Source organism: Sorangium aterium (assembly GCF_028368935.1).
Classification (GTDB): domain Bacteria; phylum Myxococcota_A; class Polyangia; order Polyangiales; family Polyangiaceae; genus Sorangium; species Sorangium atrum.
The window spans coordinates 221,247-246,734 of the sequence record NZ_JAQNDK010000005.1 but is presented as its reverse complement, the minus strand read 5'-3'; the positions used below and the strand labels follow the sequence as shown (position 1 = coordinate 246,734).

Here is a 25,488-nt window from a genome sequence, read left to right as displayed (position 1 = left end):
CTCGCCAGGCCAGCGCACGTCACATCTCCTCGAGCTCCTTGCCCTTCGTCTCGGGGATGAAGGCGACGACGAACACGAGCGAGGCCGCCGCGGCGGCGGTGTAGAGCCCGTAGGCGATGCCCAGGCCGGCCGCCTTGAGCGCGGGGAAGGTCGCGCTCACGAGGAAGTTCGCCAGCCACTGCGCGGCGGCCGCGATCGAGAGGGCGAGGGCGCGGATGCGGTTCTCGAACATCTCGCCGAGCAGCACCCAGGTCACCGGGCCCCAGGACGCCCCGAAGCAGAAGACATACAGGTTGGCGGCGAGCAGCGCGGCGGGGCCGGCAGCGCCCGTCAGGACGGGGTTACCCGCGGCGTCCTCGCCCGCGGCGCCGAACACGGCCGCCATGGCGCCGAGCGTCAGCGTCATGCCGATGGATCCCGCGAGGAGCAGCGGCCTGCGCCCGACGCGGTCGACGGTCGCGATGGCGACGAGGGTGGTCACGATGTTCGTGACGCCGGTGATGACCGTGATGGCAAGCGAGCTTCGCTCGGAGAAGCCGACCGCCTGCCAGAGGACGCTCGAGTAATAGAAGATGACGTTGATGCCCACGAGCTGCTGAAACGCAGAGAGGCCGATGCCGATCCAGACGATGCGGAGCAGTCCAGCGCGCCCCCGCAGATCCGCGAGCCTGGGCCGGCGCTCGGACGAGAGCGTCCTCTGGATCTCGACGAGCTTCGCCTGGGCGGACGCGCCGAGGAGGTCACGGAGCACGGCGAGCGCCTCGTCCACACGCCCCCTCGCCACGAGGTGGCGCGGAGACTCCGGGATGAGCAGCGCGCCGAGCCCGTAGAGGAGCGCCGGTGGGATGGCGCTCCAGAACATCCATCGCCAGGCCTGTGCCCCGAGCCAGAACGGGCTCGCCGCCGAGCCCGCGGACGTCGCGATGCCGTAATCGCCGAGCAGGGCGACGAAGATGCCGAGCACGATCGCGAGCTGCTGGAGCGATCCGAGGCGGCCGCGCAGGTGGGCCGGCGCGATCTCCGCGATGTAGGCCGGAGCGACGACGCTGGCCGCGCCGATGGCCATGCCGCCGAGCACCCTCCACGCGCTGAAATCCCAGGGCGAGATCGCCGCCCCCGAGCCCGCCGCGCTGACGACGAACAGCAGGGAGGTCGCGATCATCGTCCGCGTCCGGCCGTAACGGTCCGCCAGCCTGCCCGCGAGCACCGCGCCGGCAGCCGCGCCGAGCAAGGCGGAGGACACGGACAGGCCCACGGTTCCCGGGTGCGCAGTGAATACCCTCTCCAGCGCGCCGATAGCGCCGTTGATCACGGCGGTGTCGAACCCGAACAGGAAGCCACCCAGCGCGGCGACGGACGCGATCAGGGCGATCCGTACCGTCGATAGGGGCTCCTCGCCGCGTCCATGCCCCTGCTGCGCCGCGGGCTCTGCCATGCCCCCCCGTGAACCACGAACCGTGCCGCCGGGACTCGTCAGCTCGACCGACGACCGCCGGTGTGACCAGCTACGGCGCCGCTGTCGGTGCCGCCACGATCGCTTCGAGGCGGCCGAGCACCACTTCGAGCCGCTCGATCGTCGCCTTCAGATCCGCCCGGTAGGCTCGATCGTCGGTGTGGACCAGCTCGTCTCGCATCCCCACGAGCCGGGTCGAAAGGGCTGTCCTCGTGTCATCCGCTTCGCGCTCGCTGAGCTCGAGATGAAGCTTGCTCATATCTCCTCCTGACTGACGATGGCATGTCCCTCGGGCGAGCGTTCGCTCACGGGCGCTCCCGCGGCTGGTTCGGGCCGCCGGCCAGCGACCCTCGCCTGTTCGCTCGCCTGCCGTTCACCGCTGCTCCTTTCGACAGTGCACGAGGTTTGCGCTGCCCGAGTTCCGGGGGAGAACATGGTGACGCGAGGCCTCGCCGTCAGCGGCCGCGGCGAGCGAGCAGCGCTTCGGCCCGCTCGACACGCGGCCGCAGACCGATGAGCCCGTGGACCCAAATCGCATCGGCGACCCGCAGCGGGGCGCAGAACATGCAAGCCAGAGGCGCGTAGCCGCGGCGAGGCCACACCACAGGATGGGGGAATCATGCAGACGCTAGGACCCGAGGAGCGTGAACGGTTTACACAGCAGGAGAGCCCGATCGCGCCGATATCTGGCGCGCGGCGCAGGCCGGAGGAGGAGAGGGAGGCGCCGCGGATCGTGCTCGGCGGCTCGCTCGCCGAGGTGGTGTGCGGCGCGGGGGCGATCGTCCTCGCCATCCTTGGGCTGACGGGGGTCATGCCGGGAGAGCTCACCTCGATCGCCACGATCGTCTTCGGCGCCGCGCTGATCGCGCACGGCGGCGCGATCGCGTCGCGCTTCGGCGCCTTGACGCGGACCACGGCGCCCGTCGAGTGGGACACGCGCGCCGAGCTCGGCGGCGGCATGGGCGCGGAGCTCGTCGGCGGCGCGGCGGGCATCGTGCTCGGCATCCTCGCGCTCCTCGGGCTCGCCCCCGGGACGCTGACGTCGGTCGCGGTGATCGTCTTTGGCGGCACGCTGCTGCTCAGCGGCGGCGCGACGGCGGACCTCGGCGCGCTCGACGCGCGCGGCGCGCACCTGCACCTCGCCCACATCGCTCGTCAGGCGGCGATGGCCGCCGCCGGCTTGCAGTCGCTCGTCGGCGCCGGAACGGTCGTGCTCGGCATCCTCGCGCTGGTCGGCATCTATCCCATGGTGCTCACGCTCGTCGCCCTGCTCGCGCTGGGGTCGGCGATCGTCACGAGCGGATCGGCCGTCTCCGGGCGCGCGGCCGCGGCGCTTCGGCGCTGAGCCGGGGCGACGCTCCCCTCACGAGACGGCTCACCCCACCACGCGCTGGGCGACGTCCTCGATGTCCGATGCGATGCGCGCGGCGATCGGCAGCGGGCTGCGGGGCAGCGCCGACCGCCCCACGAGCGCCGCGGCGGCCGCGAGCGCGAGCAGCCCGAGCCCCACGGCGGTCGAGCGCGCCGGATGATTGCGGCGCTGCCCCACGGCCAGCGACACCATCAGCGCGTCGATGCCGGCGAGCCCCGCGACCCCCGCGACGCCGAACGCGATCGCCGAGCGCGAGAGGGCAGCGGCCGACCGGCGGAGATCGCGCCTGGCGAGCGCGAGCTCCGCGCCGAGGAGCTTCTTCGCCTCGTGGACCGCGTCGGCGGCGAGGTCCTGCGCGCTGCGATCGGTTTGTGATGGACCGATGGACGGCTGTCGTTGCATGCGGGCTCTCCCTGCCGGCGTGAGCACGCGCCCGGCGCGCCCCGGGATGCATCGTCTGCGCCCGCGCGCGCCGGGCCCGCCCGAACGCGCACCGGAGGCACGCAGCGCGGCGAGGCGGCACGGATGTCGCACGCCGCCCAGGTCGAGCTCACGCTCCGAGCTCGCGGGCGTCGCAATCACGGCTCACCTGGCAACCGATCATGGGAACCGCCGATGAAGCATGTCGTGGGCTGGATCAGCTCCCTGCTGCTCCTCGTGACCTTCGGGTCACAGACCTACAGGGAGTGGAAGGGCGAGAAGGATAAATCGGAGAAGTACACCCTTGTCTTCTTCATCGCCGCGATCGCCGGGACGGCCGGGAACCTCCTCTACAGCCTGCTCGTGAGAAACTGGGTGTTCACCGCCCTGAACGCCGCGCTGGTGGTCAACAACGCCGCCGGGCTCTGGATCGCACTCCGGCATCGGAAGCAGGCCCGGCAGGCAGGGGCGGCCTAGCGCTGCTGTGCGATGCGCTGGCGAGGAACGGCGGTTGCAGCGCGGGAGACATGGAACCGTCCACTGCAATCCGATTCGATGAGGAGAGGGTCTCCCGTCCCCTCAGCGAGCGAGGTCACGTAAGCGCCGGCGCAGGCTTCGCGGCGCCCACGAGCCCGGCCGAGCAGATCGAGCACAGCAAGCAGCGGCTCGCGGGCGACCTGGTCGCGGCACGGGCGAGGTTCCGCGGTGCCAGGAGCGAGGCAGAGCATACGGCCTGGCGCGTCGCCGTCGTTGCGGCGGCCGTGCTCGCCCTGGGTGGTGTCGCAGCGGTGGCGGTGAGCTCACGCCGCAAACGCCGGCGCGTGTGGTGGTGACGCCGCGCCTCGCAGAGGAGGCTGCGAGCGGCCTCTCCACTCTCCACGCGCGCGTCATGGCCTTGCGCGCCCTGGGAATGACCTGGCCTCGACATAGATGTGCTTCACATCGGGTCGCTGGCTCCGTATCCGCGCCTCGATCCGGTCGATCGCCTCCGCCACCTCGGAGGCCGTGAGCGCGGGGTCGAACTCGATGCACAGCACGACAAGGACGTCGTGCGGACCGAAGTGCATCGTCATCGGTCGCCCCACCTCCGACACGCCAGGATCCGCCTTGGCGAGCGCGCGGATCGCGGCAAGGAGATCCCTGTCCGCGCTCTCCCCCACGAGGAGCCCGCGGCTTTGCTGCGCGAGGAAGATCGCGACCGCCGCGAGCACGAGGCCGATGCCGATCGACGCCGCGCCGTCGAGGTAGGGGTTTCCAGGCGGTGCCCGAGCCAGACGCCGAGGAAGGCGATGGCGAGCCCGGCGAGCGCCGCGGAGTCCTCCAGGACGATGGTGAACGTCGTCGGGTCCTTGCTGGATCGCATCGCCGCGAGGTAGCCCTGTCCGTCCTTCTTCTTGAACTCGTGGACCGAGATGGCGAGCGACGTTCCCTCGAAGAGGGCCGCTGCGCCGAGGACGACGTAGTTCCACGTCGGATCCTCGATCGGGCGCGGGCGCAGGAGGTGCAAGATCCCTTCGTAGATCGAGACGCCGCCGCCTGCGGCGAAGATCATGAGGGCGACGATCAGCGTCCAGAAGTAGAGCTCCTTGCCGTGGCCGAACGGATGATCGGCGTCGGCCGGGCGGGCGCTCCGGTGCTTGCCGAGCAGGAGGAGGAGCCCGTCGGCGGTGTCGACGAGAGAGTGCACACCCTCGGAGAGCATCGCCGAGCTGCCGGTCACGGCGGCGGCGATGAACTTGACCGCCGCGATCGCCACGTTGGCGCCGACGGCGCCATAGATGGCGATCCTCGACCCTTCCCTCATGCGCCGCCGATCCTCCCAGCGATGTGCAGGCCGCGCCAGGCGCGCTCCTGTCGTGAAGTCGTGAAGTCGTGAGGGGAGAGCTCTGCTCGCACGGCGGCCGCACGGACGCGATCGTCGCTAAAGGAGAGCGCGCAGGGTGGATGGGAAAGGCCTTCGAGGCAGGGCGCCGGGGGCTCCTGGCTACCCGACCGATGTCGGCCCGATGACGGCAGCAGACGATGGGGATCGAGGGCTGCTCTGCTTCTCGACGGTGATGAGCAGATCGAAGCTGGCATGCGGCACGCTCATCTGGGCCAGCTTGCCTCTTCGGCTGTCAGCATTGTAGTCGAGCACTCCGACCCGTTTCCACGGAGACTCGGAGCTCGGGCGCTGCCAGACGACGAAATGCTCGCTGCCGGCCTCGATCCGCTCGGGCGGCGAGAGGTGAACGACGTCCACCACGAGCCGTGTGGTCGCGGCGTCGGAGTCGATGTCGGCGGTGATGTGCGCATCGGCGCCGGGCGCGAGCCGCGTGCCATGAACGGTTTGCTCGCTCGGACCGCCGCAGCCCGCGAGCGCCATGCTCGCGAGAAGACCGAGCGTGAGCCCTATCCGGCGGCCGGTTCGTCGTCCCATGTCCGTGTGTTTCATATCGCCACCTCGATCGCCTCTCTGCTTCACGGCAGATCCGCTGTCCCCCTCGGGCGTCGCGTCCGGGCTGGCCGGTACCACAGCCTCTCGGCTGCATCGTCGGCTGCATCGTCGCAATTTGAGCAAGCATCATGCCGAGGTGGGATGTGCGTCGGCGGGTGGCGGCGAAGCGAGGACATCCACGACCGCGCAGCGCTCACTCCGGCCTGCCGAGGCGTCGGCGGGCGTCGTGACGTCCTACGACGAGCGGGCGGGCGTGCTGGGCAGTCCTACGGGCGCCTTTCGTCACCGTGAACCTCGCCGCCGGGAAGACCGGGGAGTGGAGCACCGACCGGACGGGGTACAAGTCGTCGCAGGGGATCTACCGCTATGAGCGACAGGCCCGGACCTACGGCGAGCTCAACGCCGGCGCCCTGAAGCCGTTGCGCGAGGCGAGCCCCGAGCTCGCAGAAGTGGGCGTCTACCTGACGCACCGCTCGGAGCGCCGGAGTGACGTCGACCTGACGCGCCGCTCAAAACACCGAAAGCCCGACACCCCCCTGGGTCGTCAGGCTTTTGAGCGTCTGTCCTGTGCTGCTTCTTCGATTGTCCCAGCCGTTGTCCCGGCTGCCCCAGCCAGCCTCTCGGGCTGACTGGATTCCGCAATCATCTCGGGTGGGCCATGAAGGACTTGAACCTTCAGCCAATGGATTAAGAGTCCACTGCTCTACCAATTGAGCTAATGGCCCGAGTGAATTGTCAAACCGACTGAACCTGAAACGGCTCCCGGGATCTCGCCGGAACGCTTGAGTCGCCCGTTGAGCCCGGCACGCCCGGCCTGATTCGAACAGGCGACTTTCGGATTCGAAGTCCGACGCTCTATCCAGCTGAGCTACGGGCGCTCCTGCTCGCCCCTCGGCGGGGCTCGCGGAACGCTTCTAACCGCACCGGCGGCGATATGTCAAGACGTTGTAGCAACATGATGCGCAATTCTTAGGCCGCCACCACCGCCGAGCCCGGACGGACGCGCTCGACGGGCGCATCCCGTCGCTCCCTCCTCCGGCAGCACCCCGTCCGCCGGCGCCGATCGCGGCCAGCGCAGCGCCCTCGGTGGGCGCGCCTGGCCCGGCACGGCGGCGTTTGGCCCGACGCGGCTGCGCCTGGCCCGGCGCGGCTGTGAAAGAAGTTCTCCGTCCGCGGCGCCGCAGGGTAGGGTCCTGCCCGTCATGCCGCTGCTCCGCCCGCCCTCTCGGCGCTGCCTTGCGTTCCGAGGCCCCGTCGCCGCCCTCCTGCTCGCCCTCTCGCTCGCTGCGCCGGCCCAGGGCGCTCCCTCGACCCATACGGGCGCGCAGCCGGCCGCGGCCGAGCAGCAGCCGGGCAAGAGCCCGCAGAACAAGCGCCGCGCCGCGCGGCGGAGCTCGGCCGACGGCGAAGGTGAGGCGCGGGCGGCGCGCAGCAGCCGATCCAAGGAGAAGGCCCAGGAGCGGGCCAGCAAGAAGCGCGCGGCGAAGCGGGACGACGCGTCCCGCGCGGAGCGCGACGGCACCGCCGCCGACGCCGACGAGCGGAAGCCGCTGTCGAAGGGCGCTCCGAACCGCGGGCGGCTGACCGGCGCCGTGCGGCTCCGATCGTCGAGGCACCTCAAGGCGCGCGAGGGCGCCAGGACGTGGGGGCTGCCCGTGCTCGTGAAGACCCTGCGGCGCGCCGCCTTCCAGGTGGCCAAGAAGCACGGCGACTCGGCGCTGCTCGTCGGCGACCTCTCCGCCAGGACGGGCGGCGCGCTCGACGGGCACAACTCCCACCAGACGGGGCGCGACGCCGACGTCGGGTTCTACGTCGTCAACTCGAAGGGCAAGACCCTCCGCATGGATCGGTTCGTGGCGTTCGACGACGAGGGCAACGCCATCGGCCTCCCCGGCGCGCGGTTCGACGACGCGCGCAACTGGGCGCTCGTCCAGGCGCTGCTCGAGGACCGGCAGGCAGGCGTCAAGTACCTGTTCGTGACCGACGCGCTGCGGGCGCGGCTGCTCGCGCACGCAGCGAAGAAGCGCGTCCCGGCAGACCTCCGGGCCCGGGCCGCGGCCGCGATGATGAGCCCCAGGGACGCCGACCTGCACAACGACCACTTCCACATCCGCGTGATGTGCCCTCCGTCGATGCGCGGCGCCTGCATCGAGGAGTCGCTGGCCCGCCCCGCGTGCGCCGCCGATGAAGCGAAGCAGGCGCTCGCCTCCGGAGCGCCCGCGGCGACGGACACGGACATCTACGGCGTGCCTTCCACGGCGGCGCCGACGGTGGCCGACGGAGCGCGCGCCACGGCCGCACCGGCGGGTGCCGACGGAGCGCGCGCCACGGCCGCACCGGCGGGTGCCGACGGAGCGCGCGCCACGGCCGCACCGGCGGCCGCGATCGCGCCGCCCACCACGGCCCCAGGCGCTCGCCCGATCGCCGCGCCCCGCTGAGGTCCGCCCGCGCTCAGGCCGCCGGCGCGGCCCCAGGCGGCGCGGCGCCGTCCGCGAGCTCCACCACGACCGGCGCGTGATCGGAGGGGCGCTGGAGCTCCCGCGGGCGCGTGTCGATCGACACATCGGTGCAGCGCGCGGCGAGCGGGCGCGTCACCAGCGCCAGATCGATGCGGAGGCCCTTGTTGCGCCTGAACGCGCCCATCCGGTAGTCCCACCAGCTGTACGCCTCCTTGGCGGGGTGGCAGGCGCGGAACGCGTCCACGAGCCCCCACTCCATCAGGCGCCCCAGCGCGGCCCGCTCGTCCGGATGGAAGAGCACCTGCCCCTCCCACTTCTTCGGCTCGGCGACGTCGATCGCCTCGGGCGCCACGTTGAAATCGCCGCAGATCACGATCTCCTGATCCGGACGGTAGCGCGCGTCGAGCTCGCTCCGCAGCCGCTCCAGCCACGCGAGCTTGTAGGCGAAGGCCGGCGTGCCCACCGCCTGGCCGTTGGGCACGTAGACGTTGATGACCCGGATCCCCTCGATCGTCGCCGCCAGCATCCGCCGGGCGACGTCCTGCTCGTCGCCGTCGAGGCCCTTCTTCACGTCGTCGACCGAGAGGCCGAAGCGCGTGGCGATCGCGACCCCGTTGTAGGACTTCTGGCCGAAGACGACCGAGCGATAGCCCACCTCGGAGAGCGCGGCCTCGGGGAAGCTGCCGTCCTCGACCTTCGTCTCCTGCATGCAAACGACGTCGGGCGCGGCGCGGACCAGCCAGCTCGTGAGCTGCTCGAGCCGCGTGCGGATGGAGTTCACGTTCCAGGACGCGATGCGCATAGGTCCTCCGGGCGATAGCGGATGAAGAGGCGGGCGGAAAGCCTGGTCCAGGGGCACGCGCGCGGTTCACGGCTCCCGGTCACAAGGCCGCCCGCATCACGTCGAAGAGGCCCTCCGGATCGTCGACGTGGAGCCAGTGGCCGGCGCGCGGGAGGACGTGGACCGAGAGCCAGGGCGCGCGCGCCGCGAGCGCCTCGAAGCGGTCGCGCGAGGCCGGTGAGATCGACGCGGATCTGCCGCCGAGGACGACGTGGATGCGCCGCTCCTCCACGCCCGGGCCGGCCGGCGCCGGCGGGTCCTCCAGGACGTGCCACAGATCGCGGGCGAAATAGTCGGTGAGCAGCTCGTTCAGGATGTCGAGGTCGAGCCGGATGCGGAAGCCGTCGCCCTCGCGGCGGACATTCATCGCCAGCCAGTCCGCGATGCCGCGGCTGAACCCGGCGGCGTGCACCGCCTCGAGGAACGCCTCGCGCGACGGGATCGGCTGCGGGATCGCGCGGAGCATCGCGAGCACGCCGGGGCTCTCCGATCCGCTCTCGCCGGCGGGCCTCGCGCTCGGATCGGCGTCGAGGATGAAGCCGCGCTCGATCCCCGTCGGCCGGCGCTCGAGATAGGCGAGCGCCACCTTGCCGCCGAACGAATGGCCCATCACGCCGCGGATATCGAGGCCGAGGCGGTCGCCCAGCCGGAGAAGATCCTCCGCGGCCGCCGCGATGGTGTGCGGCGCAGGCGGGCTCTGCGACATGCCGTGGGCCCGCAGGTCGACAAGGATGAAGCCCCACGGCCGGGCGGCGGCAGGAGGCGCGCCCTCGGCGGCTTGCGCCTCGGCGAGGCGTCGGATGAAGGTGCGCCAGTTGGCGCCCGAGCCGAAGATGCCGTGCAGCACGAGCATCCAGCGGGCAGGCGCCGCGGAGGGGGCGGAGACGAGGGCGTGGTGGGGCACGAAGCCGGCGTGTGCGTTCATGGCTCTCCGGACCGCGCGAGCGCGCGGCCTGCGCCTAGCGCTAGCATGGACCCATGGCCAAGAAGCCCCCCATCGCGCCGCCGAGCGCGGGCGCCACGCAAGACGAGGGCACCCAGCCGGCGAAGCCCGAGCAGTTTCACGGCTCGGCGCTCGCCGGGGCCAGCTTCGACGACGTCGACCTTCGCAACGCGCGCCTGCACAACGTCTCGCTCGCGGAGGCCGAGCTCGACGACGTCGACCTTCGCAACGCGCGCCTGCACAACGTCTCGCTCGCGGAGGCCGAGCTCGACGACGTCTCTCTCGCCGGCGCGCGCCTGCGCAATGTCTCGCTCGCGGAGGCCGAGCTCGACGACGTCGACCTTCGCGACGCGCGCCTGCACAACGCGACCCTTGCCGGCGCCTCGCTCGACGACATCTCGCTCGCCCGCGCGCGCATCGACGACGCCGACGCCGCCGAGACCCGCTGGTCCGACGCGAGCCTGCGCCGCGCTCGCTTCGAGGGGTCGGACCTCCGCGAGGTCGAGATCGTCGGCTGCGCGATCGACGGGCTCACCATCGACGGCGTGCGGATCGATCGCCTGCTCGAGGAGGCGAAGGATCGATCACGCGCGAGCCAGGCCCCGAAGGCCACCGAGAAGGAAGCGCCGCCGAAGAAGCCGAAAAGGGAGCGAAAACCGTAGCGTCCCACCCGCGGAGCGAGCGGGCAGCGCCCCGCGCGACCGCGGGTGGTTACGCCTCGATGAGCCCGGTGCGGACCGCGATGCGGGTCAGCTCGACCGCGCTCTTGCACCCGAGCTTCGCGTAGATGCGCACGCGGTGGGTCTCCACCGTCTTCGGGCTGATCGTCAGCCGCGCGGCCGTCTCGCGCGTCGACACGCCGGCCGCGAGCAGCCGCAGGACCTGGCGCTCGCGCGGCGTCAGCGCGTCGAGGCCGCCGGAGCCCTCGCTCGCCGGCTTGCGCATCGCGCGCACCACAGCCCCCGCGATGCTCGAGGAAAGCGGCGCTCCACCGGTCGCGATCCGGCGGATGCCCTCGATGACCTCCTCGAGCTTCGAGGTCTTCACGAGATACCCCTGCGCTCCCGCGCGGAGCGCCTCGGCGACGCGGAACTCGTCGTCATACCCGCTCAACACGAGGAGCTTCGCCTGAGGCAGCTGCGCTCTCAGCGCCCCGAGGAGCTCGATGCCGTCCCGGTCGGGGATGTTGAGATCGACGAGCACGACGTCCGGCTTGCAGCTCGCCGTCTCGCGCAGGGCATCGGCCGCCGTCCCGGCCTGGCCCACGACGACCATGTCGGGCTCGTCCGAGAGCGCTCGAGCGAAGCCTTCGCGAACGACGGGGTGATCGTCGATCAGATAGATGTGCAGCTTGCTAGCAGGGGTTTCCGCCATGATGACCACAGGGGGATTGGAGTGTCCTTCGGACCACAATTCGATACCCGTGAGCAGTTCAAGTCAAGCTGCTCGGGTCGTCCTGGGAGGAACCTTACAGGGGTATCAGGTGCTCAACGATCTGCAAGGAGCGGCGCGGCGGCAAGCCCAATTGGTGAGGAAAACTCCGTCCTGAGCGAGTTTCGGAGCTCGACGGAGATCCGCGCGACGTGGAATGCGCAACGGAGGACGTGACGGGAGGTGCAACGATGCGTCCAGAGCGGCCTGCGCATGCGGTCTCGGCAACCCTCTGGTATCCTTCGCGCGCCTCATGCGCCGGAATGGCCAGCGATCCAGGGAAATACGATGAGCTCGCCGGTCCCCGCTCCCGGCCCGGCCGCCACCTCCTCGCCGCGCGCGACCGCGGAGATCTTCGTCGTCGATGACGACCCCGCGCTCGTCGAGTCGCTTCTCGACCTGCTCTCCGACGAGGGCTACCGCGTTCAGGGCTTCACGCGGCCGCTGGAGGCGCTCGATCGCCTCGCCCGCGGCGCGCGGCCGCGGGCGGTCCTGCTCGACTACATCATGCCCGAGATGACCGGCGACGAGTTCCTCGCCGCGCTCGCCGCCGCGGGCGTCGAGGTGCCCGTCCTCCTGCTCTCCGGCGTGAACGAGCCCAGCATCCGCGGCGCCGTGGCCGGTGTGCTGGCGAAGCCCTTCGACGTCGACCGGCTCCTGCTCGTGCTCGATCGCCTGACCGGCGCCGTGCAACGCTAGCGCACCGACGCCACGGCCCTCCGATCCCGGCTCGCACAGGCGCGGCGGCACGCTCCTCGCGTCCCCTGGCCCCCAGGAGAAGCCGAGGATGTCGTCGCTGCTCGTAGAAGACAGCGCCACCGGGCAAGCCGTCCTCGCGCGAGGCGGATCGGGCAACCCCGCCATCGCGAACGCGCCGGCAGCCTCGATCAAGCTGCCGGCCGAGCTGCACCACCGCTTCCGCTTCATCGCGATCGACGCGGGCCTCCTCGGGGAGGCGGTCGACGGCGCCGCGGCGCTGCTCGACGCGCTGCTCGCGATGGGGGTGCGCGTGGCGCTCTTCACCGACGAGGCCATGCCCCACCTCGCTCGGCGGCTCGCTCGCGGCGTGCGCGCCGAGAACCGCAGGCGGCTCTTCCTCGGCGCGCTCGAGGGCGCGGAGCTCCACGGCTTCGATCGCCGCGGCGCCGCGGTCGCGCTCGCCGCCCGCGCGGAGCGGGACGGGCGCTCCGCCGTCGCCGCGCTGCTCGCTCAGGTGATCGCGCCGCTCCGCATCGAGCCGCACGATCGGCTCGCGATCTCGCCGGACCCACGCGAATCACGCGAATCACGCGACGGCGCGGCGGCCGGAGAGGCGCGCGGCCTCCGCGGCGCGCCGGAGCTCGCGGGCGCCGTCCATGCGACGGCCGGCGCGCAGCGGCTCCACGAGATCCTCGCGCTCCAGCGGGATCTCGAGGGCGAGCTCGGCTCCCTCGCGGCGCCCCGGGACGCCGCGTGGATCATCGAGGAGCCAGGGTTCGACATCGCGCGCGAGCACGAGATCGAGTCGCTGCTCGCGATCGCCAACGGCTACCTCGGCTCGCGCGCGTCGCTGCCGGAGGGGTCGAGCGTGTCGCGGCCGGCGACGTTCATCGCGGGCGCGTTCGAGCCCTCGGCCGACGTGAGCCGCGTGCCGGAGCTCGTCATCGCCCCCGACTGGGGCCGGCTGAGCGTCGCCATCGAGGGCGAGTCGTTCTCCGCGGAGGCGAGCGGCGTGCTGCACCACCGCCGCGCCCTCGACATGCGGCGGGGCGTGCTGCTGCGCGAGTGCCTGCGGCGCGGCGAGGGAGGCCACCTCACGCACCTGCACACGCTCCACGCGGCGTCGCTCGCGAACCGCCACGTCCTCATGGAAGCGCTCAGCATCGCCCCCCTCAACTTCACCGGGACGATCCGCGTCGACGCGATCCTGAGCGGCGACGTGAAGAGCGCGAGCGGCGCGGCGCACTGGGCCGGCTTCGCGGCGGACGCGCGCGCGAAGAGCCTGCTGCTCGTCGGACACACCCACGGCGGTCTCGTCACCGCGATGACCTCGCACCTGCGGGAGCTCCCGGAGCAGGCCCCGGAGAGCTCGCCCCGGCTCGAGGCCCTCGAGGGCGCGCGCTGCGAGCGCACCACAGGCGCGCGATCCATCGCCGAGCGCTGCGACGTCGGCGTCCGCGTCGCCGAGCGGCGCCGCCTCTTCCGGACGACGACGCTGCACACGTCGCGCGACACGCCCACGCCGCGCGAGGCGGGCGAGGCGCTCCAGGACGAGCTCTCGAGCCGCGCCATGGCCGACGTGCTGGGCGAGCACACGCGGGCGTGGGCGGAGCGCTGGCGCCACGCCGACGTCGAGATCGACGGCGCCCCCAGGATCGAGCGGGCCCTCCGGTTCGCGCTGTACCACCTCATCGGCGCGGCGAACCCGGACGACCCGCGCTGCTCCATCGGCGCGCGCGGGCTCAGCGGGGAGGCGTACCGCGGCCACGTCTTCTGGGACACCGAGACCTTCCTCGTCCCGTTCTATACGCACTGCTACCCCGAGGCCGCCCGCGCGCTGCTCCTCTACAGGCACCGCACCCTCGCCGGCGCGCGCCGCAAGGCGAAGGCGCTCGGCTACGAGGGCGCGCTCTACGCGTGGGAGTCGGCGGACACGGGCGACGAGACGACGCCGGCGCTCGTCGTCACGCCGTTCGGCGAGGTGGTCGGGGTGCTCTCCGGCGAGCAGGAGCACCACATCAGCGCCGACATCGCGTACGCGGTGCACGCGTACGTCCGCGCGACCGGCGATCTCGACTTCCAGCGCTGCGAGGGGGCCGAGATCCTGATCGAGACGGCGCGCTTCTGGGCGAGCCGCGCCGAGCTCGGGCAGGATGGCCACGCCCACATCCGGCGGGTGATCGGGCCGGACGAGTACCACGAGACCGTGGACGACAACGCGTTCACGAACTGGATGGCGCGGCACAACCTCCGCGTCGCCGCCGCGCTCGTCCAGCGCAACGTCGCGCGAGCGGACCTGCTCGCGCGGCTCGATCTCCGGCCCGACGAGCCCGGCCACTGGTGCGACGTCGCCGACCGCCTGCTCCTCGGGATCGACCCGCAGACCGGCCTGATCGAGCAGTTCGCGGGCTACTTCGGCCTCGCGCCGTTCTCCATCGCCGACTACGCCGTGCGTAGCGCGCCGGTCGACGTCCTGCTCGGGCGCGAGCGGACGCAGGCCTGCCAGGTCGTGAAGCAAGCGGACGTCGTGCAGCTCATCGCGCTGCTCTGGAGCGCGGTGCCCGCGAGCGCCCGGCGCGACAACTTCCTCTACTACGAGCCGCGCACCGCCCACGGCAGCTCGCTGAGCCCCAGCGCCCACGCGCTCGTCGCCGCCCGGCTCGATCTCCACGCCCACGCCGAGCGCTACTTCGAGCAGACCGCCGACATCGACCTCGGCAACACGATGGGCAACGCCGCGGGCGGCGTGCACATCGCCGCCATGGGCGGCCTCTGGCAAGCCGTCGCGTTCGGCGTTGCCGGCGTCACGCGCGTGCCGCGGAGCGCGCTCTCGGAGGCGCTCCCCCACGCGCCTCCGTGCCCCGACGAGGACGAGGCGATCGGGATCGAGCCGCACCTCCTGCCGGGCTGGCGGCACCTCAAGATCCCGATCGCCTGGCGAGGCCGCGCCCTCGAGATCCACGTGGAGGACGGGGCGGTCGAGGTCGCGCTCGAGGGGAGCGCGCCGCTGCCGATCTGCCTGCTCGACGCGGGCGCGCCCGCCTGCGCCGTGCTGGCGGAGCCGGGCCGCCGCTATGCGACGCGGCTGGGCGGCCGCGTCACGCCATGGGAGGAGGTCACGCCATGCTGAGCGCCGTACGCAACGGATCCCCGGTCGGGCTCGGGGCGCCGCCCGGGCCGGCGCCCGCGGTCGAGCCGCCCCCTGACGCGTTCGAGGAGGCCGACGAGCGCCCGCCGCAGAGCGGCTTGCAGCGCAGGAGCGTGGTCGTCGCGCTCCACGGCCGCCGCGCCCACCTCGGCGCCGTCGCGCTCGGGCGGCTCATCGCCCACGGGCTCGAGGCACCGCTGCGCGGGCTGTGCCTCTCCACGGAGCCGATCGACGCGAGCGAGGTGCCGGCCCACTTCGGGATCGCCCCGGAGGCGCTGCAGGGCATGGTGCTGGACGTCGAGGCGAGCGACGATCCGGCCGGCGCGCTCGCTTCAGCCGTGGCGAGCTGCGGGACCGCGCTCGTGATCGTGGCCTCGCACGCGGACGAGCCCATGGACGAGCGCTTCGGCGTCGGCCAGCTCGCGGCGCGCGCGCTGGAGTCCGCCGCGCTCGGCGTCCTCGTCATCCGTGAGGAGCCCTCCCCGCCGCGGCTACAGCGCATCCTGCTGCCGCTCGACGGGACCCCCAGCACGGCCAGCGCGATCGGGCCCGTCGGGGAGGTCGCCCGCAAGCTCGGCGCCGAGCTCGACATCGTGCTGGTCGGCTGCGCCTCGCCGCGGGAGGCCGCGGACGAGGGGCCGCCCGTCTCGACGCCTGTGCCATTCGAGCCGGGCGCGATGGTGGCGCCCCTCTACGTCGACCAGCCTCAGCACGAGTGGCCCGCGTTCACCGAGGAGTTCCTGGCCCGGTTCCTGAGCGCGATCGGGCACTGCCCGCACGGCGTCGCCACGCGGTTCTTCCTCGGCAAGGGCGAGCCGGCGGCGGAGATCGCGCGCCTGGCCTGGCAGCTGGCGAGCGACCTCGTAGTGCTGGTCTGGCACGGGCAGCTCGCCGATCACCATGGCGGCGTCATCCGCGACGTGCTCGCTCGGGCGCCGTGCCCCGTGCTGGTCCTGCGGCGCTAGCGCGCGCCCCACGTGACGCGTGACGCGCCCCAGCGGGGGCGAGGCGCCCCCTCGCGGCCCTCGATCGGCGCGCGGGCGCGCCGCCGGGCGGGCTCCACGCCAACGGACAGCGAAAGGCGCTATGGTGCGCCGCCATGGTCTCCCGGAAGCTGCCCCCCAGCGAGTGCCGCAAGATCGTAGAGCCTCAGAGCTTCCGCTTCTCCACGACGGACGAGGTCGCGCCGCTGTCGGCGGGAATCGGCTCGCAGGAGCGCGCCCTGGCCGCGCTCGCCTTCGGCCTCGACATCCGCCAGCCCCGCTTCCACGTCGTCGTCGTCGGCGCGCCAGGCACGGGCCGGACGTTCTGCGCTCGCGCCGTCGCGAAGCGCATCGCGGCGAGCCGCCCCACGCCCGACGATATCCTCCTCCTGCCGAACCCGCACCGCCCGAGCGAGCCGACGGTCCTGTCGCTGCCGCCCGGCGAGGGGCGCCCCTTCGTCGAGGCGATGGAGGAGCTCCACGAGAAGCTCGTCGACGCCCTGCGCGGCGCGACCGAAGGCGAGCGCTTCAAGCAGGCGCGCGGCAAGATCCAGCGCCGCGTGAACGCGGAGGAGCGGCGGCTCGAGGAGCAGCTCAAGTCCGCGGCGCGCGAGCTCGGCCTCGACCTCGTGCGCGGCGAGGACGAGGTGCAGATCACCTCGATCGAGGACGCCGCCAACGCGCCGGACGGCGAGGCCCTGCTCGCCATCGCCGGCTCCATCGAGGAGTTCGAGATGCGGCTCGCCACCGTGCAGGACGAGGCCGACGTCGAGCTGCGCGGCGTCGTGAAGCAGCTGCTCAGCGACGGGGTGAAGGGGTGCTTCCAGCCGGTGCGCGCGCGCTTCGAGGGGCGCGACGACATCAGCGCGTTCCTCGCGGACGTCGAGACGGTCGTGTCGAAGGAGTTCCGCCTGCTCGTCGACGAGGCGCGCGGCGAGGAGGGCGGCGCGACGCTCCCGCGCGGCGTGGTCGTCCCGACGCTCCTCACGGAGCACACGCCCGACTCCGGCGCCCCGGTCGTCGAGGTCCCCTACCCCACGCTGACCGCCCTGTTCGGCCGCACCCACGCGCCGCCCGACTCCGGCTTCCCGCCGGAGCCCGGCTTCGCGGTCGCGGGCGCCCTCCACGAGGCGGCCGGCGGCTTCCTGATCCTGCCCGCCGGCGCGCTCCTCAAGAACGAGGCGCTCTACGAGCAGCTCAAGGCCTGCCTCCTCGCGGGCAAGTTCATCGTGCCCGAGCACAACCCGTCGTACTTCCGCGGCACCGCGGAGGAGCTGCTCTTCCCGCCGATCTCGATCGACGTGAAGGTCGTCCTCGTCACGAACCCGCAGCTCTACCAGGACCTGCACGACGCCGATCCGGAGTTCTCGCAGCTCTTCAAGGTGCAGGCGCGCTTCGAGACGACGATCTCGCTCGATCAGGCGCTCCTCACGTACCCCGCGTTCCTCGCCGGCTTCGCGCACGATCGCGGCCTCCCGCCGATCACGGCCGACGGCGTGACCGCGCTCCTCTTCCACGGCGGCCGCCTCGCGGAGAGCCAGACCAAGGTGAGCGCCCAGGTCGGGCTCATCGCCGAGGTCGCGACCGAGGCCGGCTACCGGGCCCAGCGCCGCGGCCGCAAGGTGGTCGACGGCCCCGAGGTCAACGAGGCGCTCGAGGCGGCGCGGCGCCGCGGGAGCCATTTCCGCGACCACGTGCACGAGCTGCTCTCGGACGGGACGATCCGCATCGACGTCACCGGCCGACGCGTCGGGCAGGTCAACGCGATCTCGGTCCTGTCCGACGGCCCGCAGACGTTCGGCCGCCCGTGCCGGGTGACGGCGGTCGTCTACCCGGGCCTCGAGGGCCCGGTGAACATCGCGCGCGAGGTCGAGATGTCCGGCCCGCTCCACAGCAAGGGCGTGCTGGTCCTCACGGGCTTCCTCGCGGCCCGGTTCGCCCAGCACCGCCCGCTCTCTTTCGGCGCCTCGCTCGTCTTCGAGCAGACGTACGAGCCCATCGAGGGCGACAGCGCCTCGTCGAGCGAGCTGTACGCGCTCCTGTCAGCGCTCTCCGGCGTCCCGATCCGGCAGGAGCTCGCCGCGACGGGCAGCATCGATCAGCAGGGGAGCATCCAGCCCGTGGGCGGCATCAACGAGAAGATCGAGGCCTTCTTCGATCTGTGCGCCGCCAAGGGCCTGACGGGCGAGCAGGGCGTGCTGATCCCGAGCGCGAACCGCGACGCGCTCATGCTGCGGGGCGACGTCGTGACGGCGATCGAGTCCGGCCGCTTCCACGTGTTCGAGGTGAGCTCCGTCGAGGAAGGCATCGAGATCATCACCGGCGTCCCTGCGGGCGTCGCCGACGCGGACGGGAGGTACCCGGAGGGAACCGTGTTCCACGCGGCGGACCAGCGGCTCGAGCGCTTCCACCAGGCGATCGCCGAGACGCTGAGGAGCGGGACGAGCGTGGATCCTCGGCGCGTGCTCAGGGAGCGCTGAAGAGGACCGATGGCACCGAAGCGCACGGCCGACCCCGCGCCGATCCGCGCCGGAGCCCGCCGATGATGCGGCGGCCGATCTTGCTCGCGGCGGCCGGCGCGGCGGCGCCTCTGCTGGCGTGGGGCGCGCTCGCCCGGTGGCGTGGCGGGTCGCTCTCGCTCGGCGCCGCCTGCGCGGCCGCCGCCGTGATCGCGCTGCTTGTCCTCCTCGGCGGCGACGTCCGGCGGCTGATCGCCGCGAGGCCCGGTCGATCCTCGCGCGAGGCGCCCGCGCCTCGGCTCCCGCGTCCGGGGCAGCCGGCCGCGCGTCGCGCGGATCGCGCCTCGATGCCGCCGACCGAGCTCGGCGATCCGCGGATCATCTACGCCTTTGCGGCCCAGGCCGTCGGCCAGTCGCTCGCCTGGGAGGGGAGCTACAAGGCGGCGGCCGCCTCGCTGCGCGACGTGCCTCGCGACTGGATACCTCCGCAGGTCCGGGTGCTCGTCATCAGCAACCTCGCCCAATGGCAGCTCTGCGCTGGCGACATCGAGTCCGCCCGGCGGCTCCTCCCGGACCTGGACGAGCAGCGCGCGCCAGCGTCGGCGCGGCCGCTCGTGCGGGGAGCGCGCGCCGCGGTGCTCGTGCGCACGGGCGACGTCGAGGGCGCGCTCTCCCTGGTCGGCCTCCGTGATGGCGAGCGGGAAGAGCCCACCGAGGTGCGCCAGCGCTACCGCATCACCCGCGCGCACGCGCTCACCGCGCTCGGCGAGCCCGCCGCCGCGCGCGCGGAGCTCCGCCGGGTGGTCGATGACGTCGGCGTCGACGAGCTCTGCCGCTGGATTCCCGCGGGCGGGCCCGCCCGAACCACGATGATCGAGCTCATCGACGAGGGCTGACGGATCCGCGCGTTTCCGACCTTCCGCGCCGCCCGTGCCTGGCCTCGCCAAGGAGCCAGGGCGGTGATGAGCTCCGCTCCTCGCCGCGCGCTCACTGCCTCCTCGACGCCGGCGCGCCGCCGCGAGGGCGCGACTCGCCAAGCGCGGATCTCGAGTCGCTCGAGTCAGGCGCAACTCGGATCGTCACGCCGCTTGTCAAGCGTCATTTCCCTGGTTTGTAACGCGGGAAGCCCCCCTCTGCTGGCTCCGGGCGCTCGAAGCCCACAGCGCGCATTGTGTGCGCTTCCCCAGGGATTTCGGATGGCGGTGGGGGACGCAACGTTGCGAGCGCCTGGCGGCTGGTAGAAATAGGATGCTGTACGCAAAGTGCATGGGGCCAGGTAGCCTTTTCGCGTCGACCGGGGGAGAACGCATGCCAACCTGTATGGGTGGCCAATGAGGGTGGAGGCGCCACGGGGGGTGATCGGCGGGTGCTGCACCGGTTTAACCAGCCCCACGCGCCCCGTCATGGCGACTGCCCTCGCTCACAGGAGCCCGCCCCGGAGGCTCTCGTGAACCGCCCGTCGGACACGCCGTCCCACCGCATCCTGATCGTGGACGACAGCCCCACGTACCTGAACCAGGTCGCGGCGGCGATGCGCGACGAAGGCTACTTGCCGGTGCTCGCCCACTCAGGGGAAGAGGCGCTCGCGCGGCTCACGGTGGCGCGCATCGACGGCATTCTGCTCGACATGGTGATGCCGGGTCTATCGGGCCCGGCCACGTGCCTCCGCATCAAAGCGAACGCCTCGTGGCGGCCGATCCCGCTGCTGATGCTCACGGGCCGCGACGATCACAAGGCGATCCTCGACGCCCTCTCGGCCGGCGCCGACGATTTCGTGACGAAGACGGGCGAGCTCACGGTGCTCAAAGCGCGCCTGCGCGCCCAGCTGCGCAGGAAGCATTACGAGGACGAGAACCGCAGGATGCGCGAGCTCCTCCTGCGCCGGGAGATGGAAGCGGCGGAGGCGCGCGCCGACCGGCGCCTCAAGCAGAGCGAGGAGCGTTTCCGCCTCATCGTGGAGGGCGTCCAGGACTACGCCATCTTCATGCTCGATCCCGCGGGCCGCATCGCCAGCTGGAACCCGGGCGCAGAGCGCATCAACGGCTACCGGGCCGACGAGATCATCGGCTGCCACTGCTCGGTCCTCTTCCCGCCGGAGGACGTCGAGCTCGGCAGGCCCGCCGCAGAGCTCGAGTCCACCGTGGAGACCGGCCGCTCGATCCAGGAGGGCTACCGCGTCCGCAGGGACGGCACCCGCTACTGGGCGAACGAGGTGATCAGCGTACTCTTCGACGAGGCCGGGCAGCTGCGCGGCTTCGCGAAGGTCACCCGCGACGTGACGGAGCGCCGCCGCGTCCACGAGGCGCAGCGCATCCTCGTCTCCGCCGGGCAGATCCTCGGCGAGTCGCTCGATTTCGAGGAGACGCTGCGGCGCGTGGTCCGCGTCGCGCTCCCCGACTTCGCGTCGATCTGCGTGCTCCTGTTGCAGGACGAGTCCGGCGCGATCGATCGGCAGGTGACCGCCCACGCGGATCCGTCGATGGCGATGGCGACCGAGCTCCTCGGCAGGATCACGGCCGACTCCGCCGGGCGGGGCATCGGCAGGGTCCTGCGCACGGCGCAGCCGGAGCTCATCCCCAAGGTGACCGACTCGTTCGTCCGCGCGATCTCGTTCGATCAGGCGCACTACGAGGCGCTGCGCTCGCTCTCGCTCGCCTCGCACCTCACGGTCCCGCTGACGGCGCGCGGCCGCACGCTGGGCACGCTCTCGTTCGCCTCGACGCACCGGCGCTACGACGCCGTCGATCTCGACCTCGCGCAGGATCTAGCGCGGCGCGCGGCGCTGGCCGTCGACAACGCCCGGCTCTACCGGGAGGCGCAGCTCGCGGTGCGCGCGCGCGACGATTTCCTCACGATCGCCTCGCACGAGCTCCGCACGCCGCTCACGCCCATGCAGCTGCAGGTCGACGGCCTCCTGCGCGCCGGCAAGCGCGGCGGGCTCACCGCCGAGCGCGCCACGCCGCGGCTCGAGATGATCAAGCGGCAGGTCGAGCGGCTTGCCCGGCTCATCACGAACCTGCTCGACATCTCGCGCATCTCCGCGGGCCGCCTGCAGATCGAGCTCGAGGACGTCGATCTCGCGGCCACGGTGAACGAGGCGCTGGAGCGGTTCCGCGAGGAGCTCTGCGCCGCCGGCTGCCCCGTCAACCTGTCGGCCCCCGCCTCGATCGTCGGCCGGTGGGATCGCCTGCGGCTCGATCAGATCGTCACGAACCTCCTCTCGAACGCCATCAAGTACGGCGCCGGCAAGCCCATCGACGTCACGCTGGAGGACCTCGCGGACCGCGCCCGCCTGACGGTGCGGGATCGCGGCATCGGCATCGCCCCGGAGCAGCAGGCCCGCATCTTCGAGCGCTTCGAGCGCGCCGTCTCCAGCGAGAACTACAGCGGCTTCGGCATGGGGCTGTGGATCGTGCGGCAGATCGCCGACGCGCTCGGGGCGACGATCCAGGTCGACAGCCGGCCGGGCGAGGGGGCGACCTTCACCGTCGACCTGCCGAAGGAGCCTTCCTGACGTCCTCCGCGCCGCGCGCCGCGCGGCTACAGCGCCCGCCGGACCCTGCGGCGCTGCTCGATCATGTGCTGGGTGATCTGCTGCCTGCCCTCGGCGCGCTCCACCAGCGTCCACACGTTGTCGCCGCGCTCCCTGCCCGCGCAGTCGAGGAGCGCGTCGGCCGCCTGCTCGGCGGGGATGAGCCCGTCGTGTCGCCCCGGGAGCTCCACCACGGCGGCGCGCGTGCAGAGCCCGCCCATCGTGGCGAGCATCCCGCGCACGATCTCGCGGAAGATCGCCTCGTCGAACGCGTCGCGCCGGCCGGCGCCGAACAGGACGAGCTTGTCGAACGCCATGCGCGGCTTGCACGGGATCATGACGACCTCGCCGAGCTCGCCGGTGATCAGGCCCTGCCGCCTCAGCTCGGAGATCCGGCCGCCGAGCCGCCAGTCGCAGAGGCCGGCCACGCCGTGGACCGGCCGCGCGTCGCTGAACGGGGCGCACGCGAGCACCTCCGAGTCGAGCTCGTCGAGGCTCTGCAGGTCGGGGGAGATGAACCGTAGCTCCACGTGGATCAGACGCTGATCGCGCCCTTGCGGAAGTCGCTCTTCGCGATCTTCACGTTGATGCAAGCGGGCCTGCCGCACCGGAGCGCCTCGTCCAGCGCGGGCCCGAGTTCCTCGACGCGCTCCACGCAGGCCCCGAAGCCGCCGAGCGCCTCGACCACGCGGTCGTACCGGGTGAAGTCGAGCGACGTCGCCGGCGCGCGGCCCTCGCCGTAGAGCTCCACCTGGCCCCTTCGGATCTGCGTCCAGGCCGCGTCGTTCCCGATCACGCTCACGACGGGGATGCCCTGGCGCACCATCGCCTCGAACTCGAGCGCGTGGAAGCCGAACGATCCGTCGCCGTACACGAGGACCACGTTCGCCTCCGGCCGCGCGAGCTTGGCCGCCATCGCGTAGCCCGGCCCCACCCCGAGGGTCCCGAGCGGGCCGGGGTCCATCCAGAGCTGCGGCCACTCGAGCTTCAGCACGTTCGCGGCCGTGGCCACGAAGTCCCCTCCGTCGCCGATGACGATGTCGTCCTTGCCGAGGCGCCTGCCGATCTCCGCGCAGACGCGCAGCGGGTTCGGCGGGTCGCCGTCGCTCGCGATCTCCGCCAGCATCTTCGCGCGCGATCGCTCCTCGGCCTCGCGCACGGCCGAGAGCCACGCCGCGGCCGTCTTGTCGGGCACCTCCGCGAGCAGCTGCTCCAGGACGACGCCGCTGTCCCCGTCGATCCCGAGGTCGACGCGGCGGTTCCTGCCGAGCTCGCTCCCGTCGAGATCGATCTGGACGACCTTGGCCGCCGGGCTGACGGCGCGGCCGTACTCGAGGCGGAAGTCGAAGGGGGTCCCGAGCACGACGCAGAGGTCGGTCTGCGAGAGCGCGAAGCGGCGCGAGCGGCTCATCAGCCCCGGGTGCGCGTGGGGCAGGGCGCCGCGGGCCATGCCGTTCAGGTAGAAGGGCGCCTTCACCGCGTCGGCGAAGCGGCGCAGCGCGTCGCGCCGCGGCGACCACCGGAGCTGGCTCCCGACGATGAACATGGGCCGCTCGGCCTCCCTCAGCATGGCCGCGGCCCGCGCGACGGCGGCCGGGTCTCCCCCGGGGCGAGGCGGGGCCGTGGGCGCGGTGGCCGGCGCGTCGTCGCCGGCGTAGTTCATCAGCAGGTCGAGCGGCATCTCGAGGAAGACCGGGCCTGGCACGTTCGCCTGGGCGACGCGGAAGGCCGAGTCCACGTACTCCTGGATGCGATCGGTCGAGGGGACGGAGACGCTCCACTTCGAGATGGGGCGCATCAGCTCGACGTGGTTCATGTCCTGCAGCGAGCCCATGTCGGCGAGGGCGCGCGGGCCGGCGCCCCCGATGACGACCATCGGGACGCCCGCGCGCTGGGCGTTGGCGACGGCCGTCACCACGTCCGTGACGCCCGGCCCCGCGGTGACGGCGCACACCCCCGGCCTTCCGGTCACCCGCGCGTACCCGTCGGCGGCGTGTCCGGCGGTCTGCTCGTGTCGCACGTCGACCACCCGGATGCCGTCATCCAGGCACCCGTCGTAGATCGCCTGGATGTGCCCGCCGCACAGGGTGAAGAGGTGCGTCACCCCGTGCCTCGCGAGGGCCTTGGAGACGAGCCTGCCGCCGTGCACCTGCGCCATGGCGCCGGCATATACCATGTGCGACCCAGCGTCCCGCCGGCGAGCGGTCGGTTCGCGGCGCCGCCCGGGCGCGAGCGCGCGTCGCCCCGGCCACGTCGCCCGCCCGGCCGCTCGGCGCCCCGAGTCGGCGCCCCGGGGCCGGGCCCCGGGTCACGCGCCGTCGGCCCCATGGCCGTCGCGCTGCGGCGCCGCGTCGAGGTGTCCACTCCTCAACATCACAGGAGCTGGCGGGTCGTGTCCGCCCGAAACCCTCATGTTCCGGGTGGTAGGCAAGTGTTCTTCCTAACCTCCCGACCTCGTCTGAGCTCTCTCGGGATCAGGGCACCACCCGCTTGCTGGCGCGGCGCCGCCTCCCTGACGGGTGATCCACGCTATCGCCCGATCAGCTCGGCTATCCGACCGCCGAGAAGGATAACCCCCCTTCGCAGGACGTAGCTGTAAAAATACAGCTCCGCTACAGCATCGACTCCGACCTTGGATGCGAGGTCGGCGCCCCACCGCAACGGCCGACGCCTTTGCGATCACGTACCCGACGCTGTTCTCTTCTATCCCGGCCACGAGATGATATAGTTGGAACCTTATTGCAGGTGCCAGCTCGACACCGCCACCTCTCTCGACCTCTCCCCGGTGCTCCTGCCCTGCAGCCGCCGGCGTGGGAGACGGCCCGGTCCTCTGCCGACGCGGCGATCGCGCCGCCGGCGACCACCTCCGCCGCCGGCGTTCCCCGCAACCTGCCGGAAACATTTCGAAGGGGACTCGATAAGCCACGCCCCCGAGCTCCTGTGAGGAACGTAACCGGTTCATGGCCGTTGCGGCGCTCGGCGAGCACTGGGTGGTTGCCAACAAAGGGCGTGTCGAGCTCACCGAGCCCTCGCAGGGAGCGCGCGGCGCGCCCTGTCGCGACGCCTGGCGCGCGGCCGGAGAGGGCAGCAGGCACCTGGGGGCGGCTCCGGCCGATGGCCGCGTTGCCGGGGCTCGCCCGCCGCGCGGCGACGACACACGATCTCCATTACGTGTGCTCGCCAACTCCTTTGCGGCGTGCCGACCTCGACCGGCGGGAGGCGTCGAGCCGCTGCGGCGATCTGGGCAGCATCAGGGGTGAACACGAGCCATCTTGTGCGACGGTCTCGTGGACGCTGCCTTCACAACCTAC

The 25,488-nt window shown here is 72.4% G+C and carries 22 protein-coding genes and 2 tRNA genes; 11 read left to right on the top strand and 13 right to left on the bottom strand.

The window, feature by feature from the left end:
- Positions 1 to 19: 19 nt before the first annotated feature.
- A complete protein-coding gene (locus tag POL72_RS39205) occupies positions 20 to 1,435 on the bottom strand; it encodes a sugar porter family MFS transporter (RefSeq protein WP_272101972.1) in 1,416 nt (471 codons plus the stop codon).
- Positions 1,436 to 1,505: 70 nt separating this feature from the next.
- A complete protein-coding gene (locus POL72_RS39200) occupies positions 1,506 to 1,712 on the bottom strand; it encodes a hypothetical protein (RefSeq protein ID WP_272101971.1) in 207 nt (68 codons plus the stop codon).
- 360 nt (positions 1,713 to 2,072) lie between these two features.
- Between POL72_RS39200 and POL72_RS39195 the strand changes: the two genes are divergently transcribed.
- Positions 2,073 to 2,798 (top strand): hypothetical protein, encoded by a 726-nt coding sequence (locus POL72_RS39195; protein ID WP_272101970.1) that lies wholly within the window; start codon positions 2,073 to 2,075, stop codon positions 2,796 to 2,798.
- 30 nt (positions 2,799 to 2,828) lie between these two features.
- Here the strand turns inward: POL72_RS39195 and POL72_RS39190 are convergent, their stop codons facing one another.
- Positions 2,829 to 3,227 carry a phage holin family protein gene (locus POL72_RS39190; RefSeq protein WP_272101969.1) on the bottom strand — a complete coding sequence of 133 codons (399 nt, stop codon included), beginning with the start codon at positions 3,225 to 3,227 and terminating at the stop codon, positions 2,829 to 2,831.
- A 213-nt stretch (positions 3,228 to 3,440) separates the two neighbouring features.
- Here POL72_RS39190 and POL72_RS39185 point away from each other — a divergent pair, with 213 nt between their 5' ends.
- Positions 3,441 to 3,722 carry a hypothetical protein gene (locus tag POL72_RS39185; protein WP_272101968.1) on the top strand — a complete coding sequence of 94 codons (282 nt, stop codon included), beginning with the start codon at positions 3,441 to 3,443 and terminating at the stop codon, positions 3,720 to 3,722.
- 410 nt (positions 3,723 to 4,132) lie between these two features.
- Here the strand turns inward: POL72_RS39185 and POL72_RS52380 are convergent, their stop codons facing one another.
- The 3 genes from POL72_RS52380 to POL72_RS39170 form a co-directional block, all read right to left on the bottom strand.
- Positions 4,133 to 4,318, bottom strand: a complete 186-nt coding sequence (locus tag POL72_RS52380) for a hypothetical protein (protein WP_506377482.1) — start codon at positions 4,316 to 4,318, stop codon at positions 4,133 to 4,135.
- Positions 4,315 to 5,049, bottom strand: coding sequence for a cation diffusion facilitator family transporter (locus tag POL72_RS39175; RefSeq protein ID WP_272101967.1), 735 nt, complete (start codon positions 5,047 to 5,049; stop codon positions 4,315 to 4,317). Before POL72_RS39175 ends, POL72_RS52380 begins: the two co-directional genes overlap by 4 nt.
- A 180-nt stretch (positions 5,050 to 5,229) precedes the next feature.
- Positions 5,230 to 5,664, bottom strand: a complete 435-nt coding sequence (locus POL72_RS39170) for a hypothetical protein (RefSeq protein WP_272101966.1) — start codon at positions 5,662 to 5,664, stop codon at positions 5,230 to 5,232.
- 305 nt (positions 5,665 to 5,969) lie between these two features.
- Here POL72_RS39170 and POL72_RS39165 point away from each other — a divergent pair, with 305 nt between their 5' ends.
- Positions 5,970 to 6,311: a hypothetical protein gene (locus tag POL72_RS39165; protein WP_272101965.1), complete on the top strand. Its 342-nt coding sequence runs from the start codon at positions 5,970 to 5,972 to the stop codon at positions 6,309 to 6,311.
- A gap of 23 nt (positions 6,312 to 6,334) precedes the next feature.
- Here the strand turns inward: POL72_RS39165 and POL72_RS39160 are convergent.
- Positions 6,335 to 6,407, bottom strand: a tRNA-Lys gene (locus tag POL72_RS39160).
- A gap of 79 nt (positions 6,408 to 6,486) precedes the next feature.
- Positions 6,487 to 6,560: transfer RNA gene (locus POL72_RS39155), tRNA-Arg, on the bottom strand.
- Positions 6,561 to 6,884: 324 nt separating this feature from the next.
- Here POL72_RS39155 and POL72_RS39150 point away from each other — a divergent pair.
- On the top strand, positions 6,885 to 8,120 hold the full coding sequence (locus POL72_RS39150) for a penicillin-insensitive murein endopeptidase (protein ID WP_272101964.1): 1,236 nt from the start codon (positions 6,885 to 6,887) through the stop codon (positions 8,118 to 8,120).
- A 13-nt stretch (positions 8,121 to 8,133) separates the two neighbouring features.
- On the opposite strand, the gene xth is transcribed toward POL72_RS39150, so the two are convergent.
- Positions 8,134 to 8,943: an exodeoxyribonuclease III gene (gene xth / locus POL72_RS39145; protein WP_272101963.1), complete on the bottom strand. Its 810-nt coding sequence runs from the start codon at positions 8,941 to 8,943 to the stop codon at positions 8,134 to 8,136.
- A gap of 79 nt (positions 8,944 to 9,022) precedes the next feature.
- On the bottom strand, positions 9,023 to 9,907 hold the full coding sequence (locus tag POL72_RS39140; RefSeq protein ID WP_272101962.1) for an alpha/beta fold hydrolase: 885 nt from the start codon (positions 9,905 to 9,907) through the stop codon (positions 9,023 to 9,025).
- A gap of 53 nt (positions 9,908 to 9,960) precedes the next feature.
- Here POL72_RS39140 and POL72_RS39135 point away from each other — a divergent pair, with 53 nt between their 5' ends.
- Complete coding sequence (locus POL72_RS39135; RefSeq protein WP_272101961.1) at positions 9,961 to 10,587, top strand: pentapeptide repeat-containing protein; 627 nt, start codon at positions 9,961 to 9,963, stop codon at positions 10,585 to 10,587.
- Positions 10,588 to 10,636: 49 nt separating this feature from the next.
- Here the strand turns inward: POL72_RS39135 and POL72_RS39130 are convergent, their stop codons facing one another.
- Complete coding sequence (locus tag POL72_RS39130) at positions 10,637 to 11,299, bottom strand: response regulator (protein WP_044970202.1); 663 nt, start codon at positions 11,297 to 11,299, stop codon at positions 10,637 to 10,639.
- 345 nt (positions 11,300 to 11,644) lie between these two features.
- Between POL72_RS39130 and POL72_RS39125 the strand changes: the two genes are divergently transcribed.
- From POL72_RS39125 to POL72_RS39100, 6 genes are all read left to right on the top strand, one after another.
- A complete protein-coding gene (locus POL72_RS39125; RefSeq protein ID WP_272101960.1) occupies positions 11,645 to 12,055 on the top strand; it encodes a response regulator in 411 nt (136 codons plus the stop codon).
- A gap of 88 nt (positions 12,056 to 12,143) precedes the next feature.
- Positions 12,144 to 15,185 carry a glycoside hydrolase family 65 protein gene (locus POL72_RS39120; protein ID WP_272101959.1) on the top strand — a complete coding sequence of 1,014 codons (3,042 nt, stop codon included), beginning with the start codon at positions 12,144 to 12,146 and terminating at the stop codon, positions 15,183 to 15,185.
- Positions 15,179 to 16,168: a universal stress protein gene (locus POL72_RS39115; protein WP_272101958.1), complete on the top strand. Its 990-nt coding sequence runs from the start codon at positions 15,179 to 15,181 to the stop codon at positions 16,166 to 16,168. The genes POL72_RS39120 and POL72_RS39115 overlap by 7 nt, the downstream gene beginning before the upstream one ends.
- A 134-nt stretch (positions 16,169 to 16,302) precedes the next feature.
- Positions 16,303 to 18,666 carry an AAA family ATPase gene (locus POL72_RS39110; RefSeq protein WP_272101957.1) on the top strand — a complete coding sequence of 788 codons (2,364 nt, stop codon included), beginning with the start codon at positions 16,303 to 16,305 and terminating at the stop codon, positions 18,664 to 18,666.
- A gap of 62 nt (positions 18,667 to 18,728) precedes the next feature.
- Positions 18,729 to 19,541 (top strand): hypothetical protein, encoded by an 813-nt coding sequence (locus tag POL72_RS39105; protein WP_272101956.1) that lies wholly within the window; start codon positions 18,729 to 18,731, stop codon positions 19,539 to 19,541.
- Between the two features lie 551 nt (positions 19,542 to 20,092).
- Positions 20,093 to 22,159, top strand: coding sequence for an ATP-binding protein (locus POL72_RS39100; RefSeq protein WP_272101955.1), 2,067 nt, complete (start codon positions 20,093 to 20,095; stop codon positions 22,157 to 22,159).
- A 26-nt stretch (positions 22,160 to 22,185) separates the two neighbouring features.
- On the opposite strand, the gene POL72_RS39095 is transcribed toward POL72_RS39100, so the two are convergent.
- On the bottom strand, positions 22,186 to 22,707 hold the full coding sequence (locus POL72_RS39095; protein ID WP_272101954.1) for a M17 family peptidase N-terminal domain-containing protein: 522 nt from the start codon (positions 22,705 to 22,707) through the stop codon (positions 22,186 to 22,188).
- A gap of 5 nt (positions 22,708 to 22,712) precedes the next feature.
- Positions 22,713 to 24,353: a thiamine pyrophosphate-binding protein gene (locus tag POL72_RS39090; protein ID WP_272101953.1), complete on the bottom strand. Its 1,641-nt coding sequence runs from the start codon at positions 24,351 to 24,353 to the stop codon at positions 22,713 to 22,715.
- Positions 24,354 to 25,488 lie beyond the last annotated feature (1,135 nt).

Bases quoted from the DNA above. Each gene is read 5' to 3' on its own strand.
- POL72_RS39205 (WP_272101972.1), bottom strand. From the start codon at position 1,435: ATGGCAGAGCCCGCGGCGCAGCAGGGGCATGGACGCGGCGAGGAGCCC.
- POL72_RS39200 (WP_272101971.1), bottom strand. From the start codon at position 1,712: ATGAGCAAGCTTCATCTCGAGCTCAGCGAGCGCGAAGCGGATGACACG.
- POL72_RS39195 (WP_272101970.1), top strand. From the start codon at position 2,073: ATGCAGACGCTAGGACCCGAGGAGCGTGAACGGTTTACACAGCAGGAG.
- POL72_RS39190 (WP_272101969.1), bottom strand. From the start codon at position 3,227: ATGCAACGACAGCCGTCCATCGGTCCATCACAAACCGATCGCAGCGCG.
- POL72_RS39185 (WP_272101968.1), top strand. From the start codon at position 3,441: ATGAAGCATGTCGTGGGCTGGATCAGCTCCCTGCTGCTCCTCGTGACC.
- POL72_RS52380 (WP_506377482.1), bottom strand. From the start codon at position 4,318: ATGACGATGCACTTCGGTCCGCACGACGTCCTTGTCGTGCTGTGCATC.
- POL72_RS39175 (WP_272101967.1), bottom strand. From the start codon at position 5,049: ATGAGGGAAGGGTCGAGGATCGCCATCTATGGCGCCGTCGGCGCCAAC.
- POL72_RS39170 (WP_272101966.1), bottom strand. From the start codon at position 5,664: ATGGGACGACGAACCGGCCGCCGGATAGGGCTCACGCTCGGTCTTCTC.
- POL72_RS39150 (WP_272101964.1), top strand. From the start codon at position 6,885: ATGCCGCTGCTCCGCCCGCCCTCTCGGCGCTGCCTTGCGTTCCGAGGC.
- xth (WP_272101963.1), bottom strand. From the start codon at position 8,943: ATGCGCATCGCGTCCTGGAACGTGAACTCCATCCGCACGCGGCTCGAG.
- POL72_RS39140 (WP_272101962.1), bottom strand. From the start codon at position 9,907: ATGAACGCACACGCCGGCTTCGTGCCCCACCACGCCCTCGTCTCCGCC.
- POL72_RS39135 (WP_272101961.1), top strand. From the start codon at position 9,961: ATGGCCAAGAAGCCCCCCATCGCGCCGCCGAGCGCGGGCGCCACGCAA.
- POL72_RS39130 (WP_044970202.1), bottom strand. From the start codon at position 11,299: ATGGCGGAAACCCCTGCTAGCAAGCTGCACATCTATCTGATCGACGAT.
- POL72_RS39125 (WP_272101960.1), top strand. From the start codon at position 11,645: ATGAGCTCGCCGGTCCCCGCTCCCGGCCCGGCCGCCACCTCCTCGCCG.
- POL72_RS39120 (WP_272101959.1), top strand. From the start codon at position 12,144: ATGTCGTCGCTGCTCGTAGAAGACAGCGCCACCGGGCAAGCCGTCCTC.
- POL72_RS39115 (WP_272101958.1), top strand. From the start codon at position 15,179: ATGCTGAGCGCCGTACGCAACGGATCCCCGGTCGGGCTCGGGGCGCCG.
- POL72_RS39110 (WP_272101957.1), top strand. From the start codon at position 16,303: ATGGTCTCCCGGAAGCTGCCCCCCAGCGAGTGCCGCAAGATCGTAGAG.
- POL72_RS39105 (WP_272101956.1), top strand. From the start codon at position 18,729: ATGATGCGGCGGCCGATCTTGCTCGCGGCGGCCGGCGCGGCGGCGCCT.
- POL72_RS39090 (WP_272101953.1), bottom strand. From the start codon at position 24,353: ATGGTATATGCCGGCGCCATGGCGCAGGTGCACGGCGGCAGGCTCGTC.